The 14,727-nt window shown below is 45.0% G+C and carries 10 protein-coding genes; 8 read left to right on the forward strand and 2 right to left on the reverse strand.

Features of this window, described 5'->3' with window-relative positions; all coding sequences use genetic code 11:
• Nucleotides 1-18 precede the first annotated feature (18 nt).
• The 4 genes from CTT31_RS13940 (at nucleotide 19) to serA (ending at nucleotide 3,177) form a co-directional block, all read left to right on the forward strand.
• Nucleotides 19-552 (forward strand): hypothetical protein, encoded by a 534-nt coding sequence (locus CTT31_RS13940; RefSeq protein ID WP_045987695.1) that lies wholly within the window; start codon nucleotides 19-21, stop codon nucleotides 550-552.
• Nucleotides 549-1,178 carry a 5-formyltetrahydrofolate cyclo-ligase gene (locus CTT31_RS13945; protein WP_211858387.1) on the forward strand — a complete coding sequence of 210 codons (630 nt, stop codon included), beginning with the start codon at nucleotides 549-551 and terminating at the stop codon, nucleotides 1,176-1,178. Before CTT31_RS13940 ends, CTT31_RS13945 begins: the two co-directional genes overlap by 4 nt.
• A gap of 104 nt (nucleotides 1,179-1,282) precedes the next feature.
• Nucleotides 1,283-1,936, forward strand: coding sequence for a ribose-5-phosphate isomerase RpiA (gene rpiA / locus CTT31_RS13950; RefSeq protein ID WP_130163537.1), 654 nt, complete (start codon nucleotides 1,283-1,285; stop codon nucleotides 1,934-1,936).
• 11 nt (nucleotides 1,937-1,947) lie between these two features.
• On the forward strand, nucleotides 1,948-3,177 hold the full coding sequence (gene serA, locus CTT31_RS13955; RefSeq protein ID WP_130163536.1) for a phosphoglycerate dehydrogenase: 1,230 nt from the start codon (nucleotides 1,948-1,950) through the stop codon (nucleotides 3,175-3,177).
• A gap of 63 nt (nucleotides 3,178-3,240) precedes the next feature.
• Here the strand turns inward: serA and mdh are convergent, their stop codons facing one another.
• Entirely contained in the window at nucleotides 3,241-4,173 is a 933-nt protein-coding gene (mdh, locus tag CTT31_RS13960; RefSeq protein WP_017216414.1) for a malate dehydrogenase, read from the reverse strand.
• Nucleotides 4,174-4,414: 241 nt separating this feature from the next.
• On the opposite strand from mdh, the gene argR reads away from it, so the two are divergent.
• The 4 genes from argR (at nucleotide 4,415) to CTT31_RS13980 (ending at nucleotide 13,728) form a co-directional block, all read left to right on the forward strand.
• The gene (gene argR / locus CTT31_RS13965; protein WP_010372285.1) at nucleotides 4,415-4,882 is read left to right on the forward strand and encodes a transcriptional regulator ArgR; all 468 of its coding nucleotides are present in this window, start codon (nucleotides 4,415-4,417) and stop codon (nucleotides 4,880-4,882) included.
• Between the two features lie 404 nt (nucleotides 4,883-5,286).
• A complete protein-coding gene (locus tag CTT31_RS13970; protein WP_017216415.1) occupies nucleotides 5,287-5,898 on the forward strand; it encodes an OB-fold-containig protein in 612 nt (203 codons plus the stop codon).
• A gap of 83 nt (nucleotides 5,899-5,981) precedes the next feature.
• Nucleotides 5,982-8,159, forward strand: coding sequence for an SPFH domain-containing protein (locus tag CTT31_RS13975; protein WP_017216416.1), 2,178 nt, complete (start codon nucleotides 5,982-5,984; stop codon nucleotides 8,157-8,159).
• Nucleotides 8,160-8,229: 70 nt separating this feature from the next.
• A complete protein-coding gene (locus tag CTT31_RS13980) occupies nucleotides 8,230-13,728 on the forward strand; it encodes a DNA repair ATPase (RefSeq protein ID WP_260491456.1) in 5,499 nt (1,832 codons plus the stop codon).
• 74 nt (nucleotides 13,729-13,802) lie between these two features.
• Here CTT31_RS13980 and CTT31_RS13985 read toward each other — a convergent pair whose 3' ends face one another.
• Nucleotides 13,803-14,717, reverse strand: coding sequence for a Dyp-type peroxidase (locus CTT31_RS13985; protein WP_260491457.1), 915 nt, complete (start codon nucleotides 14,715-14,717; stop codon nucleotides 13,803-13,805).
• Between the last annotated feature and the right edge of the window lie 10 nt (nucleotides 14,718-14,727).

Here is a 14,727-nt window from a genome sequence, read left to right on the forward strand (position 1 = left end):
ACAACTTAGGCACGCACCATGAACGAGCAGTTTAAAGTCGTCTTCGTTGGCATGGCCGACGGTAAGGATCAACAAAGCGCCGCTATCGCAATGGCAGACAGGTTGAAAACCTCACCCTCAAAGATCCAGCAATTTTACGCTGGCAAAAACTTGTTTGCTCCTGCTGATAAAGCCAAAGCACTAAAACAGGTAAAATTACTTGCAAGTGCGGGGATCAATGCCAAGCTACAAAGCCAAACAGCCGCTACTCCAACTAACGCAGATCAAGAGCGCGTATTTGAAGCGCTGGATTACATCACAAGCAGTCTAATACGTATCGAAGAGCGATTAGAGGAGCTCGAGCAACGCGTAGCACCAACTCCCCATACTAAAATAGAAGATACAACAGACGAAGAATGGGAGACGAAGGAGCTATTTGATGAACTGGACTTTGAGCCTAGCCCTCCGGCTAAATCTAAGACTTGGCTATATTATCTGCTCGCTGTATTAATTATTTTATTTATTCTGCTTGGTGTAAGTTTGTTTTTCCCTGAGTGGCTCGCGTTAGAATGAGTAAAACTAATAACAACATAAATAAATCTCAAGTTACTCGTGCTAATTTGAGAAAAATGATTAGAAATGCAAGAAACTCGCTATCGGCAGAGCAACAGAAGACAGCCGCGGCACATCTCAACATTAATTTTTTTCAACAAATAAACCTCCCAGAAAATGCCAATGTAGGGGTCTATATTCAAAACGATGGCGAACTAGATACATCCCTTTTAATTCAATCGCTTTGGGACAAAAAACACCAGGTTTTCTTACCCGTAATTCACCCCTTCAACCCTGCAAATTTACTCTTCCAGAAGTATGAAAAAAACTCACCCATGAAGACAAATCGCTATGCTATCTTGGAACCTAAGTTAGATTGTTCAGCTGTGGCACCGCTTGCATCATTGGATTTACTGTTGATGCCTCTGGTTGCTTTTGATGAGCAAGGTAATCGCCTCGGTATGGGCGGTGGGTACTACGATAGAACATTAGCGTTACACTACGCTGAGCAGCGAGCTAAACCAGCACTTGTTGGCCTTGCTCATGATTGCCAGCAAGTTCCAAGCTTACCAACAGCAGCTTGGGATGTACCGCTCCCAACTATCCTCACTCCAACCCAACTATACACTTGGCCAAAAAATAATTGAGCAGGCAAACAGTTAAGCGCATTTTGAGGCGCTTTTGACCATGACGCTGACACTTTGATTGAGTTATACTCCATACAACTTCAATGACAACTAAGTGTAGCGTTATGACTCAAGATGAAATGAAAAAAGCCGCAGCATGGGCAGCTTTGAACTATGTAGAAGAAAACACCATTGTTGGGGTTGGTACAGGCTCGACGGTAAACCACTTTATTGATGCGCTTGGCAGTATCAAGGATCAAATCAAAGGGGCAGTATCAAGCTCTGAAGCTTCAACAGAGAAGCTAAAAGCACTTGGTATTGAAGTTTTCGAGTTAAACGATGTGTCAGAGCTTGCGGTATATGTTGATGGTGCAGATGAAATCAACAGCACCAACGAAATGATAAAAGGCGGTGGCGCAGCACTGACGCGCGAGAAAATCGTTGCAGCCGTTGCCAAGAAATTTGTTTGTATCGTTGATAATACAAAGCATGTTGAGACGCTAGGCGCATTTCCACTACCAGTTGAAGTGATCCCAATGGCGCGTAGTTACGTGGCAAGAGAGTTACTAAAATTAGGTGGCGATCCAGTTTACCGCCAAGGCGTTATCACTGATAACGGCAATGTCATTCTTGATGTGCATGGCCTAGAAATTAGCGCAGCAAAAGCGCTTGAAGAAAAAATTAACCAGATTGTTGGCGTCGTGACTAATGGCTTATTTGCCATGCGTGGCGCTGACGTTGTAATAACAGGCACTCCAGAAGGGCCTAAAATCAACTAGTGAGATTACAGATGAGCAAGGTTTCGTTATCAAAGGATAAAATTCGAATTTTGTTGTTAGAAGGCGTGCATCAAAGCGCCGTTGAGACGCTAAAGCGCAACGGTTATAGCAACATAGACTACGTTAAAACATCCTTACCGGAGCCTGAGCTGATCGAGCGGATCAAAGACGCTCACTTTGTCGGGATCCGCTCGCGTACCCACCTTACGGAAGCAGTATTAGACCAAGCTGAAAAGCTGGTCGCTGTTGGCTGTTTCTGCATCGGCACCAACCAAGTGGATTTGGATGCCGCTAAAAAACGTGGTATCGCCGTATTCAACGCGCCATTTTCTAACACTCGCTCTGTGGCTGAACTTGTACTGGGTGAAATTCTCTTGTTACTGCGCCGTGTTCCTGAGCGCAACGCAAAGGCGCATCGCGGTGAGTGGGATAAATCTGCCGACGGTTCATACGAAGCTCGTGGTAAAACGCTAGGTATTATTGGTTATGGTCACATTGGCACCCAGCTTGGCATTATGGCTGAGAATATCGGGATGAACGTCGAGTTTTATGACATCGAAGATAAGCTCACGCTCGGCAACGCAACGCAGTTACACACGCTTACGCAATTGTTACAAAGAGCGGACGTGGTCAGTTTGCATGTACCGGAGACATCACAGACCAAAAACCTTATCGGCATGGCTGAAATTGAAGTGATGAAGCAAGGCGCAATCCTAATTAACGCATCACGTGGAACGGTTGTTGATATCGACGCTTTAGCTGAAGCATTGGCGGCCAAGAAGCTTTCCGGCGCTGCTATTGATGTATTCCCCGTTGAGCCAAAATCTAATCATGAAGAATTCGTCTCACCACTACGCGAGTTTGACAATGTGCTGCTAACACCACACGTCGGTGGTTCTACCCAAGAAGCACAAGAAAATATCGGTGTGGAAGTCGCGGGTAAGTTGGCGAAATATTCAGATAACGGTTCAACAGTCACGGCTGTGAACTTCCCTGAGGTTTCTCTACCTGAATTATCAAACCGAAGTCGTTTATTACACGTACACGTAAACCGCCCAGGCGTACTAACGCAAATCAACCAAGCGTTCGCTCAGCACGGTATCAATATTGCGGCGCAATACCTACAAACGGATGAATCTATTGGTTACGTGGTTATCGACGTCGATAGCGACCACTCTGAAGTGGCGTTGAAAGAGTTAAGTGCAGTTGAAGGAACTATTAGAGCACGTATTCTTCACTAAGAATAATCACACATAAAAAAACCAGTCACTGTGAAGCGACTGGTTTTTTTGTATCAATCTGGCTTACGCCATGAAATCAACACCTTCTTTGATGTCTTTTTCAAGTGTCGCTAGCATGTCGTCTTTTGCTTTTTGCTCAAACGCGCTTAGCTCACCGTAAGGAAGTAACTTCTCTACACCGTTTTTACCAAGGATAACTGGCTGTGCAAAGAATGTTGCATCGCCTGTGTTACCTTCAACGTATGCGTACTCAAGTACTTCTTCACCTTGTAGGCCTTTCACTAGTGAGAAGCAGAAACGTGCTGCTGCTGCACCCATTGAAAGCGTAGCTGAACCGCCACCCGCTTTAGCTTCAACCACTTCAGTACCCGCGTTTTGGATACGAGTCGTTAGTGCAGCAACTTCTTCGTCAGTGAACTCAACACCTTCAACTTGAGAAAGCAGAGGTAGAATTGTAGTACCTGAGTGACCACCAATTACTGGGATCTTAACTTCAGCAACGTCTAGACCTTTAAGCTCTGCGATGAAGGTTTCAGCGCGGATAACGTCAAGCGTTGTTACACCGAATACGCGAGCTGGATCATAAGTACCTGCTTTTTTGAACACTTCAGCAACGATTGGTACCGTGCCATTTACTGGGTTTGTGATGATACCAACAAGTGCTTTAGGGCAGCTTCTAACGATACCTTCAGCAAGTGTCTTGATGATACCTGCGTTAACGTTGAATAGGTCAGCACGGTCCATACCAGGCTTACGAGGCATACCAGCAGGGATAAGCACTACGTCAGCACCAGCAAGAGCTGAGTCTAGGTCGTCTTTACCATAACCCGCTACTTTTACCGCAGTTGGGATGTGAGATAAGTCAACTGCAACACCAGGTACAACAGGTGCAACGTCATAAAGCGCTAACTCAGAGCCAGCTGGAAGACCATTTTTAAGCAATAAAGATAGAGCTTGACCGATACCGCCAGCGGCACCTAATACAGCAACTTTCATTTGAATTCTCCATAATTTGAAGGTGGAATTGAGTGTGCAGTAAAGATAATGAAAAGCGCTGTTAAACACAAATTAATCACGGTTATTTTCGAGATTTTTTGACTAATGTCTTAAATAAAAGTGTAAAGATCGCGACACTTTGTACTCTTATGCTTTACGACTGCTATTTTGGTCGCGCAAATTTGGGAATCTCGGTGGTTTTGTGTAGAATTTAAAGATTAGCCGTAAAAGAAGACAGACTATGCAGCCGCAAGAAAAACAAGAAGCACTGATCAAAGCATTTAAAGCCATTTTAAAAGAAGAAAACTTTGGCTCTCAAGGTGAAATTGTTGATGCTCTAAAACAACAAGGATTTGACAACGTCAGTCAGAGCAAAGTGTCGCGCATGCTGAGCAAGTTTGGTGCTGTGCGTACACGTAATGCCAAACAAGAAATGGTTTACTGCTTACCCGCCGAAATGAGCGTACCAACAGCAAAAAGTCCTTTACGTCAGTTAGTCGTTGATATTATGCACAACGAAATGATGATTATTATTCGAACCAGTCCTGGTGCTGCACAGTTAATTGCGAGGCTACTTGACTCATTAGGCACCGCAGACGGCGTATTAGGTACCATCGCTGGCGATGACACGATTTTTATTGCCCCTGCCAAAGTATCTGAAATCGACGTTACTTTAGATAAAGTAAAAACTCTGTTCGATAACGTTTAGTCTATTATTTTTATCGGTGCTAACTCACAGGTTAGCACATATTCTGATACTCTAGCTTCTACAAACACGCTTTCCCACTATCACGATAAACAAAATAAATTGCTTATCTTTACAGCAAAAAAACGTTTGACATAATATGTCTAAATGTGGCAACTTTAGAAACACATGTGAGGCTTTCTCACAACGCATGGATGGTTTTTAAGCTGATTGACTAGCTTTTCGGATTTGTTTCCTACAGTGTCTCAGTCTTTCCGGACACGAGCGCTATTCGCTTCACTCAATCATCTCACATTCTATGATGCGGAACTCACCGCTTGATGCACACAAAGATACCTTATGGCGCTGAGTGGACAATTCACTTACTTAACCGCTTAAAAGGAAATACAAGGAACTAAGGAACAGCAATGGAATTTTTAAATACTGCATTTACGTTTCCCACTGTTATTTTTTCAACACTATTACTGATAGTGCTGTTGTTCTGGCTAATTGCTTTACTCGGTTTTGCTGATATCGATATCTTAGAAGGCGATGTTGATATTGAAGCCGAAGGCGCAAGCTCTGGTTCTTTTTGGGAGGTCGCTTTTGGCGGAGTCCCTGTGAGTATTTCATTAAGTTTAATCATCGCGCTGGGCTGGATTGTCAGTATTTATGTGCAACAGTTTTTTGCTTACCTACTAGGCGATGGCATTTTTTACTACCTGATGGGCACGGTATTTATGCTTGCCAGCCTCATTGCTGCATTACCACTAACCGCTGTAATTGTAAGACCATTACGACGCTTTTTCGAAAGCCAAGAAACCACATCAAAGCAAGCGCTGGTTGGGCTCGAATGCGTTATTGCAACATCAAGAGTTAGCAACACGTTCGGTCAAGCCAGAGTATATATTCAAGGAACAGAGCAACTCATCGAAGTGCGCTCGGATGAAGATAACACTTTCACACTAGGAGACAGTGCCTTACTTATCGAACATGACACCCTTACACATAGCTACACGATTGTGGCTAAACCTTGGTAATAGTACGGAAAATAACGGAATTTAGGAACTAGTTGGTATAGCTAATACCAGCTCAAACAACATAGCGCAACGCAGGAAAAAACATGGAATTTCTAAACAACCTCGGACCGGTGCTCGCAATCGTGGGCATATCCATCGTCATTATTTTTGCCATTCTACTTCTGATTGGAAAGTTCTACCGCAAGGTTGAACAAGGTCAGGCATTGATCATCAACAAGATGAAAAACGAGCCGGATGTCACGACTACAGGCGGCATTGTGCTACCTGTGATCCATAAAATGGAAGTCATGGATATTTCAACTAACCGCATGGTATTGGAGCGTCGTGAAAACAGCGGCCTGATCTGTAAAGACAATATCCGTGCTGACATCGCCATCACTTTTTACATTCGCGTAAACGAAAACAAAGAAGATATCCTACGCGTTGCTAAACAAGTTGGCTGTGCCCGCGCATCGGCACCAGAAACCTTACAAGCATTATTTGAGGCAAAATTCTCCGAAGCCTTGAAAACCGTTGGTAAGCGCATGAATTTTGAGGAGCTATTTACCCATCGTAATGAGTTCCGAGATTCTATTAAAGAAGTGATTGGACAAGATTTATCTGGCTATACGTTAGAAGATGTGGCGATTGATTATCTTGAACAAACCTCTATCGACAAGTTAGATCCAAATAACATTCTTGACGCTGAAGGTATTCGCCGTATTACCGAAAAAACCTCACGCCAAAACGTGGAAACGAACCAACTTAAATGCGATGAAAAAGCGCAAATCGACAACCAAAACCAAGCAGCCTTTGAAAAAGCAGCAGAAGTCGAGCGCCAACGAGAAGATGCTAGCGCAAGACAGCGCCGTGAAATCGAATCGGTGCGCGCTCGCGAAGCCGCAGAAGCTGAACGTGTTAAGCATGAAGAGCGCTTAAAAGCCGAAGAAGCACGCCTCAAAGCGGACGAAGCAATTGCAATTGCAGAGCACAATAAACAGCGTGAAATCGATGTTGCAGAGCAAAATCGCCTTCGCTTACTCGGCATAGAAGAAGAAAAAGTCACGCGTTCTCGCCAGATTGAAATTATTGAGCGCGAACGCGAAACCGAAATTTTACGTATCCAAAAAGCCAAAGCACTGGAAGTCGAGCAAAAAGAAATCGCCGATGTCCAACGCGAACGGGTTGCCGTTGAGAAAACCGTTGCCGAGGAACAAGAGCGCATCAAAGACGTGCAATGTATTGCTGAAGCCGAGCGTGAAAAACAAGCAAAAATTATTCTTGCTCAAGCTGAGGCCGAAGAAGCGTTGGTTAAAGATATTGAAGCGGCTAAAGCTAAAGAGCAAGCTGCCGAATTTAAAGCCCGTGAAATGGAAAAAATGGCCGCAGCAGAACTACGTATTGCGAACCAAACCGCAGAGTCGAAGAAAATTCTTGCCGAGGCTGCCCAAGTTGAAGCGGCAGCACCTGGTCTTGCAGAAGCAGATATCATCAAGGCAAAAGCCGCTGCTAGTGCGATACAAGGCGAAACAGACGCTAAAGTGCTACAGCAAAAACTAGAAGCCGAAGCACAAGGTAAACGTGATATTGGCCGCGCCGAAGCCGAAGTACAAGCAGCAATGGCAGAGGCAACCAAGAAGCAAAGTGAAGCTGAGGCACAAGGCAAACGTGAAATTGGTTTGGCAGAAGCTGAGGTTCAATCAGCAATGGCTGAGGCAATTGAAAAACAAGGTGAAGCAGAAGCTATCAACCTTGAACGTAAGATGTCAGCAGAAGCCAAAGGTCTTACAGAGAAGCTGGAAGCACTGAATAAGATGGATAAAGACGCCCGTGAATACGAAGGCTTCACCCTACAGTTAAACCAACAGAAAGAGCTGACGCTTGCGAGTATCGAAGCGAACAAGCAGGTTTCTGCAAGTCAGGCTGAAGTATTAGGTAAAGCACTGAGCGGTGCTGATATCAACTTTATGGGCGGCGATGGCCAATTCTTTAACCAGTTTATGAATGCCATCACAGTGGGCAAGTCAATTGACGGCTTAGTCGGCGAGAGTAAGACGGTACAAACCGTATTCAAAGATCACCTAAACGGTGAGCGTAATTTGATGGACGACCTAAAAGGGGTATTGGCTGGTGCCAATGCGTCGTCGGAAACGCTGAAAAACATCAACATGAGTAAGTTCTTCCAACAGCTAAGCAATAGCTCAGATGCGGATAAACAGCAGCTACTCAAGTTACTTGGCGGCTCGTTAAATGGCAGTAAACAAAGCGAACCACTAGAGTAATTAACCCTGAGGAGTCAATTTTCTTGGCTCCTCTCCCCCATTTGCGACAGCGCACATAGGAAAGCAAAGAATGACGGAAGCAACGCAACAAGCGCCAGAGCGAACGCTCGAACAAGACTCTTATCAACTGATTAAACGCCGACTTAGTAACTTTGGCAGCGAACTGAAAAGTCAAATAGATAAACTCAACCAACAGCGTGTTGATACTTTTGGCAGCACCGAGCTTAAAGTGAAAGGTCGAGCAAGAGTTCGTACTGAGCATAACTGCGTACCGCGCGACATCGTACTGATCGGCGACAAGCTTATCTTTGCTTATAATGTCTTTATGGGGCTTAAACAAAATACCCAAGTCAGCGATGTATTCACCGTACAAAAGCTACACTTGCAAGAAGATCATTACGAAATAGAACCTTACCCGCAAGAAACCAAATTCCTCACTGATCAACGTTTCTTACGGGACTTTGATGAACTATACACATATTACAAAGACACCCGGCTACAACACCTATTTGTTAAATCAAACAAGCTCTTTGCGCTATTTCAAATTGGCGAAAAACTCTCCGATGTTCGTGTGTTCCGCTGGCAAATCGCCAAAGATGAAACCTTAGATTATATTGATAATCGAGGAGAGCGTGACATAGGCGAAGTGGAAAACTTTGACTTTGAATGGCAAAAAACCGACCGCGCCGATCACGTCGAAGGCCGTCACCCACATATTAATGTAAACGACAAAGTGTTTATTGAAGTATCGGGTGGCAAACTCACCGTAAAAATAGAAAACAATACCCAAAGCGGTGAAGGTATTTATCAAGAAGCCGTTGATGACGCCAGTCAATCACTCGCAGATTGCGATTTACGTTTTGCCGAAGTTGGCGAAATGGTGTTGTTAAAGTTACTTCCCTACCGAGAAAAACAATGGCGTTATTTTATTTATAATTGCCGCACCCAACAGGTATTGCGCCAAGATGCGCTGGGTGGTGCCTGTGTTCAATTACCTGAGAACCAAGGAATTATTTTTCCTGGTGGCTATTATTTACAATCTGGGCAAACACGCTATTTTGACGACCAACTGGACGATTTAATTTTCCATCGCCAGATCAAATCACCCAATGGTGAAGATGTACTGTATATCTTCTACGAACCAAACGAGGGTCGCTACGCACTTTTCTCTTACAATATTATTGAGAAAAACCTGCAAAATCCTATTTATTGTCATGGCTATGGAATTTATGACGATGGCTTAGCGCTAACCTTTAAAGCAGAGCCTGAGCCTGAGCGCGTGCACCCTATTCAAATCTGGCAAAGCCCATTTTGTGGCAGCGAGTTTGCCGCACAAGCCCCTCGCGCAACCGGCTTATTTGGCCGGATCGGCAACCCGGATTTAGTACGCGCGATTTCTGATTTATACAGTGTGTTCAAGGCCATTAACGAACAAAGCCCCACGGTCTTTCATTATGAAGATTTAATTGCCCTCACCCGCAGTATCCTAGACCGCTATCATTGGCTTGCCGAAGCGGACTTTGCAGATGTCACAGCAAAACTACATGAAATTTTTGAAACCTCGGAGCAGGTACTCGACGAATTTGAAAAGGTAAGCCAAATTGAGGCCGACGCTCGGCGCGCAGAAGCGGAAATAGAGCAAGCCATGCAAGATGTGCTTCGCGAGGTGAGACCTGATAGCTTTAAAACAGCGGAGCAATTCGTTCAGAGCTTAGAATCTCTCAAACGCTTGAAAGGCAAAGTGATAAGCCTTGAAGAAGTGAAGTATATCAATCTTGGCGCGCTATCTGTCATGCTGCAGCAGATTGATGAGCAAACCTTGAGTTTAAGCCATAAAACCGCGGAGTTCTTGCAGCAAGATAGTGCTTTGGCGCCCTACTACGAGCAACTAGACTCCTTAGAGCAAGCCAGAGCACAGACAGAGAGTGTCACCGAGCTTAACGGCTTTTTGGCAACCTTGGAAACCTTGAGCGCTGAACTTGATTTGCTCAACCATACCATGCTGGATCTCGACATTGACGATAGCCGCATTCGCACTAAAATTTTGGAAGATGTCAGCGCCATTTATGGTCAAGTAAACCGCGCCAAAGCAGCGTTAGAAATCCAGAAAAAGAGCGTGGGCAGTGTTGAAGCAAAAGCCGAATTCGCGGCTCGCTTTAAGCTTTTCAGCCAAAGTATTACCAGCGGTCTAAGCGCTGCCAAAACCCCAGAGCAATGTGACGATCAGCTCTCTCGCTTACTTATCCAATTAGAAGAGCTCGAGTCTCAATTTAGTCAGTATGATGAGTTTTTAACGGAGATCTTGGCTAAACGTGATGACGTTTATGAAAGCTTTGAGGCGCATAAACAGCAGCTCATCGACGAAAGACAGCGCCGAGCACTAAGCCTAGCAAACGCTGCTGAGCGTATTTTACAGGGGGTGAATCGACGCTCGCAAAGTTTTAAAACCTTAGACGACATCAATAGCTATTTTGCCTCCGATCCTATGATTGGCAAGCTGCGTGATTTAACGCAAGAGCTAAAGCGCCTAAGCGATGAAGTGAAGGCGGATGATATTCAAGCCAAACTCAAGGCCTGCAAAGATCAAGCAATCCGCGCTTTGCGAGACAAGCAAGATATTTACATTGATGGTGGCAATACCGTTAAAGTCGGCAAACATGCGTTTAGTTTCAATAAACAAATCCTTGATTTGACTTTGCTGCCTCGTGGTGAACAGCTGATGTTACACCTCACCGGCACTGAGTATTTCGATACTATTCCTGACGCCACTGTCAATCAACAACTCAATGACGCAAGCACATACTGGCAGCAAAACCTGATCTCAGAAAATCGTCACTTATATCGAGGCGAGTACCTTGCAGCTCAAGTATTAGCAGCTGCGGAGCAAGACGGCAACGACTTTAGTCAAGCAGATCTAGAACTTGCCGTTGATGACGGAAGTTTACTGCCCATCGTACAAAAATTTGCAGAACCCAGATATCAAGAAGGCTATGAAAAAGGCATTCATGATCAAGATGCCAGCCTGATCTTAGCTAATTTACTAAAACAAAAACGACAGCTTGAGTTACTCGTCTACCCTGCTAGCTGTCGAATTGCGGCACAGCTATTTTATACTCAACAAAGCAAGGCTGAGCTAGCTGAATTGGCGTTTCAGGCCACACAAGCAGAGCTGATGGCAACGAAGTTAGATGACCATAGTTTTAGCCAACAGCTAAGCAAAGAATTGAGTGAAAAGATCACGGCATTTTGCCAACAAAATTTATCGAGCTATTTAACCGAGCTACACCGCTTTTCAGGCGAGTTAAGCGCAACTTACTTAATTAAAGCCCTTGCCAAGCAAGTTAAGCCGAGACAATTTGATTTGGCTTCACCTGCAAAACACACCAGCGAGCAGTTTATCTCGATGGCAAAGGCCAAAGGCGTTTGGCAACAGCTTGAAGACTCATTAACACATTTGACTAAACTTGCGGACAAATGCCGCCTGTTAAGCAGCTGGCTGCGCGCCTATGGCAGTAAGCAAAATGAAAGTGCTGAGACCTTGCTTGAGGCCGCTAACTGCATTTTGCTTTCCACCCAGTTAGATATCACCTACCAAGTCAAAGAAGCCGAAATAAAAACCGAAATTTCAGGTTTAATGGGCCAACACCCACGTATCGAGAACCAAGTGTTACGCCTAGATTACGCAGACTTTTTTGCCCGTAGTAACGAGTATCTCACGGTTCATGTTCCGGCCTACAAACAGTATCAACAGTTAAAAGCACAAGTGCTTGAGGCGCAAAAGCAGCGCTTGCAATTGGATGAGTTTAAACCTAGACCGCTAAGCTCATTTGTACGTAACCAGCTGATTGACAAAGTCTACTTCCCTATTATTGGCGATAACTTAGCAAAACAAATAGGGGCTGCAGGAAACAATAAACGCACCGACTTAATGGGCATGTTGCTGCTTATCTCCCCACCGGGCTATGGTAAAACCACGTTAATCGAGTATGTGGCTAACCGCTTAGGACTCACCTTTGTTAAGGTCAACTGTCCATCCATTGGTCACGACCAAGTCTCTTTAGATCCTGCTCAAGCCATCAACGCGACCGCCGCAAAAGAAATTGAGAAGATCAACCAAAGCTTTGAGATGGGCAATAATGTGATGCTGTACCTTGACGATATTCAGCATACCAACCCCGAGTTTTTACAAAAATTCATCTCTTTATGTGATGGTTCAAGACGCATAGACGGTGTGTGGAATGGCCGCAGTAAAACTTATGACCTGAGAGGCAAAAAATTTGCCGTTGTGATGGCAGGAAACCCCTACACCGAATCCGGTGAATCCTTTAAGATCCCAGATATGCTTGCCAACCGTGCGGATATTTACAACCTCGGTGACACCCTCAGTGGCTGCGAACAAGAATTTGCCATGAGCTTTATTGAAAATACGCTCACTTCCAATGCAGTGCTTGCGCCACTTGCTAATCGTGGTATGGAAGACTTGTACAAGCTAGTACGCATTGCCGACGGAGAAGACATCTCCATCAATGAATTGGAATTTAATTACTCTCAAGCGCAAGTGAATGAAGTTGTCAGCGTACTGAAAAAGCTGCTCACCATCCGCAACACCGTGCTCAAAGTAAATGCCCAATATATTGCTTCAGCAGCGCAAGATGATAACTATCGAACCGAGCCGCCGTTTAAGCTACAAGGCAGTTACCGGAACATGAATAAGATGGCTGAAAAGGTGGTTGCTGCCATGAATGACAGTGAACTTGAAAACCTAATTCAAGATCACTATCGCGGTGAAGCACAAACGCTTAGCAAAGGCAGCGAAGAAAACTTACTGAAACTGGCTGAATTACGCGGTACCTTAACGGATGAAGAAGCAACGCGCTGGCATGAAATCAAGGCCGAATATGCCCGCCTGCACCGCAATAGCGATGAGGGAAGCCCTGCGCAATTGGCAGTTGAACAGCTAAGCTTTGTCAATAAATCCCTTTCGCAAATCGCCGCTAAACTCGACAAAGAGCAGCTTAGCTTTGATTACAGTGCGCTATTGCAACAATTGGCTCAAGTGCTTAATGAGCAAGAGTTTGCCACGCAGTTAACTGAGCTACGTGAGGCCTTAACGCAGCAACCTTACGCTACACCGCTAAAACAATTGATAGCTTCACAGCAACAAGTCGCTGAGGAAATTGCGGGGCTGCAAAACGCTATCAAACACACCGCGAACAACGAGCAGCTACTCACTAACCTTGGCAAACTCAATGACTTGCTCAGCACCCAAGCGCAAATACAACAAGCATTGGGCCAACAAGGTCAGCAGCAAAATACGTTATTTGAAAACCTGTCTGAGCGCTTAGAAGCGGTGGCACAACCGCATATTCAAGTCGACAATCACATTGATGATAGCAGTGCAAAAGCGCTTGAAGCCGTCACCACTTTGCTAACAAATACCTTGGCAAACTCAAGCGCTGAACAAGTCCAGCAGCAACAGCTAAAAGACATTTTACAAAAGCTAGAGGATATTCAATCAAGGCCTGTAGTTAGTAACGGATCACCTGCGAAAAACCCGTATATGTTGTAACGGGGAAAAACGCTTACGAAACAAGTCAAAGCCCATGCATGGATGGGCTTTGGAGATGTAAAGTGCCAGATAACTTATTCTGGCATTTTTGCCATCACCGCCAAAAACTCTAGTGAGGGTGCAAAAAACGCAGAACCCATATCGGCACTAGAATAATCCAATATGGGGTCGTATTCATCCCCTTCCCCCAATCGGCTTCTTAGTACTTGCTCGAAAGCATCGCCTTTGGCGCTGCAACTTAGCGACAAGCTTCCTTGTTCAAATACATCACCAAACGGCATGCTTTGGTTAAGCAGTAGCGCATTGCCATTTGCGTCTTTCAATTCGGTTAATGCCGCATGATTACAGGGTTCGCAATCTTCAATTAGGTCATTGTCGAGACGCGTACGCCCCATTAATTGCTCTTGCTCAGCGAGCGGCAACGCCTGCCAGCGCAATAAATCAAACTTCACCCGCTGTACGTGAATGTAACTACCAAGGTGGTCGGCTGCATTTGGGTTGTGTACAAGTGCAACTTCTCGCTTATTACGCCCTCTAGGGATGTCTGCACCATAAATAAAGCCATTAAAATCACGACCATCTAAGAAACGAAAGGCGCGCACATGTGCCACCATTTCGACTAGGCCATTTAGCATGTGTAGCACACTTTGAGCAAATATATGATTAACGTCTTCTCGGTCGGAGCGGATCACGTAAAGCAAGTCAAAAGGCTGAGTATGCACGGTGTGCTCAGCCTCAACAATATGTGGAAAGCTTTTTAACTCTTTAGGAATAAACTCAGGATAAATGTGTGGCCAGTATTGCGCACCAACCGCGACAAAGCTCGACAGCATAGACTCGGAGAATCTGTCTTCCAACTCCTCTTGCAAGCGTCCACAATTTGCGAGCGCCGCTCTTAGCGCCTCGTCTTGCCCTTCAAGCACATTGAAGAACAAGTGTAAGCCGTGCAAATTGGCTTCAGCACACACACCTGATTGGGCAAGCGCCATGCTCTACTCC

Source organism: Pseudoalteromonas maricaloris, from assembly GCF_024746855.1.
GTDB lineage: Bacteria > Pseudomonadota > Gammaproteobacteria > Enterobacterales > Alteromonadaceae > Pseudoalteromonas > Pseudoalteromonas maricaloris.

Bases quoted from the DNA above. Each gene is read 5' to 3' on its own strand.
- serA (WP_130163536.1), top strand. From the start codon at position 1,948: ATGAGCAAGGTTTCGTTATCAAAGGATAAAATTCGAATTTTGTTGTTA.
- CTT31_RS13980 (WP_260491456.1), top strand. From the start codon at position 8,230: ATGACGGAAGCAACGCAACAAGCGCCAGAGCGAACGCTCGAACAAGAC.
- CTT31_RS13970 (WP_017216415.1), top strand. From the start codon at position 5,287: ATGGAATTTTTAAATACTGCATTTACGTTTCCCACTGTTATTTTTTCA.
- mdh (WP_017216414.1), bottom strand. From the start codon at position 4,173: ATGAAAGTTGCTGTATTAGGTGCCGCTGGCGGTATCGGTCAAGCTCTA.
- argR (WP_010372285.1), top strand. From the start codon at position 4,415: ATGCAGCCGCAAGAAAAACAAGAAGCACTGATCAAAGCATTTAAAGCC.
- CTT31_RS13940 (WP_045987695.1), top strand. From the start codon at position 19: ATGAACGAGCAGTTTAAAGTCGTCTTCGTTGGCATGGCCGACGGTAAG.
- CTT31_RS13985 (WP_260491457.1), bottom strand. From the start codon at position 14,717: ATGGCGCTTGCCCAATCAGGTGTGTGTGCTGAAGCCAATTTGCACGGC.
- CTT31_RS13975 (WP_017216416.1), top strand. From the start codon at position 5,982: ATGGAATTTCTAAACAACCTCGGACCGGTGCTCGCAATCGTGGGCATA.
- rpiA (WP_130163537.1), top strand. From the start codon at position 1,283: ATGACTCAAGATGAAATGAAAAAAGCCGCAGCATGGGCAGCTTTGAAC.
- CTT31_RS13945 (WP_211858387.1), top strand. From the start codon at position 549: ATGAGTAAAACTAATAACAACATAAATAAATCTCAAGTTACTCGTGCT.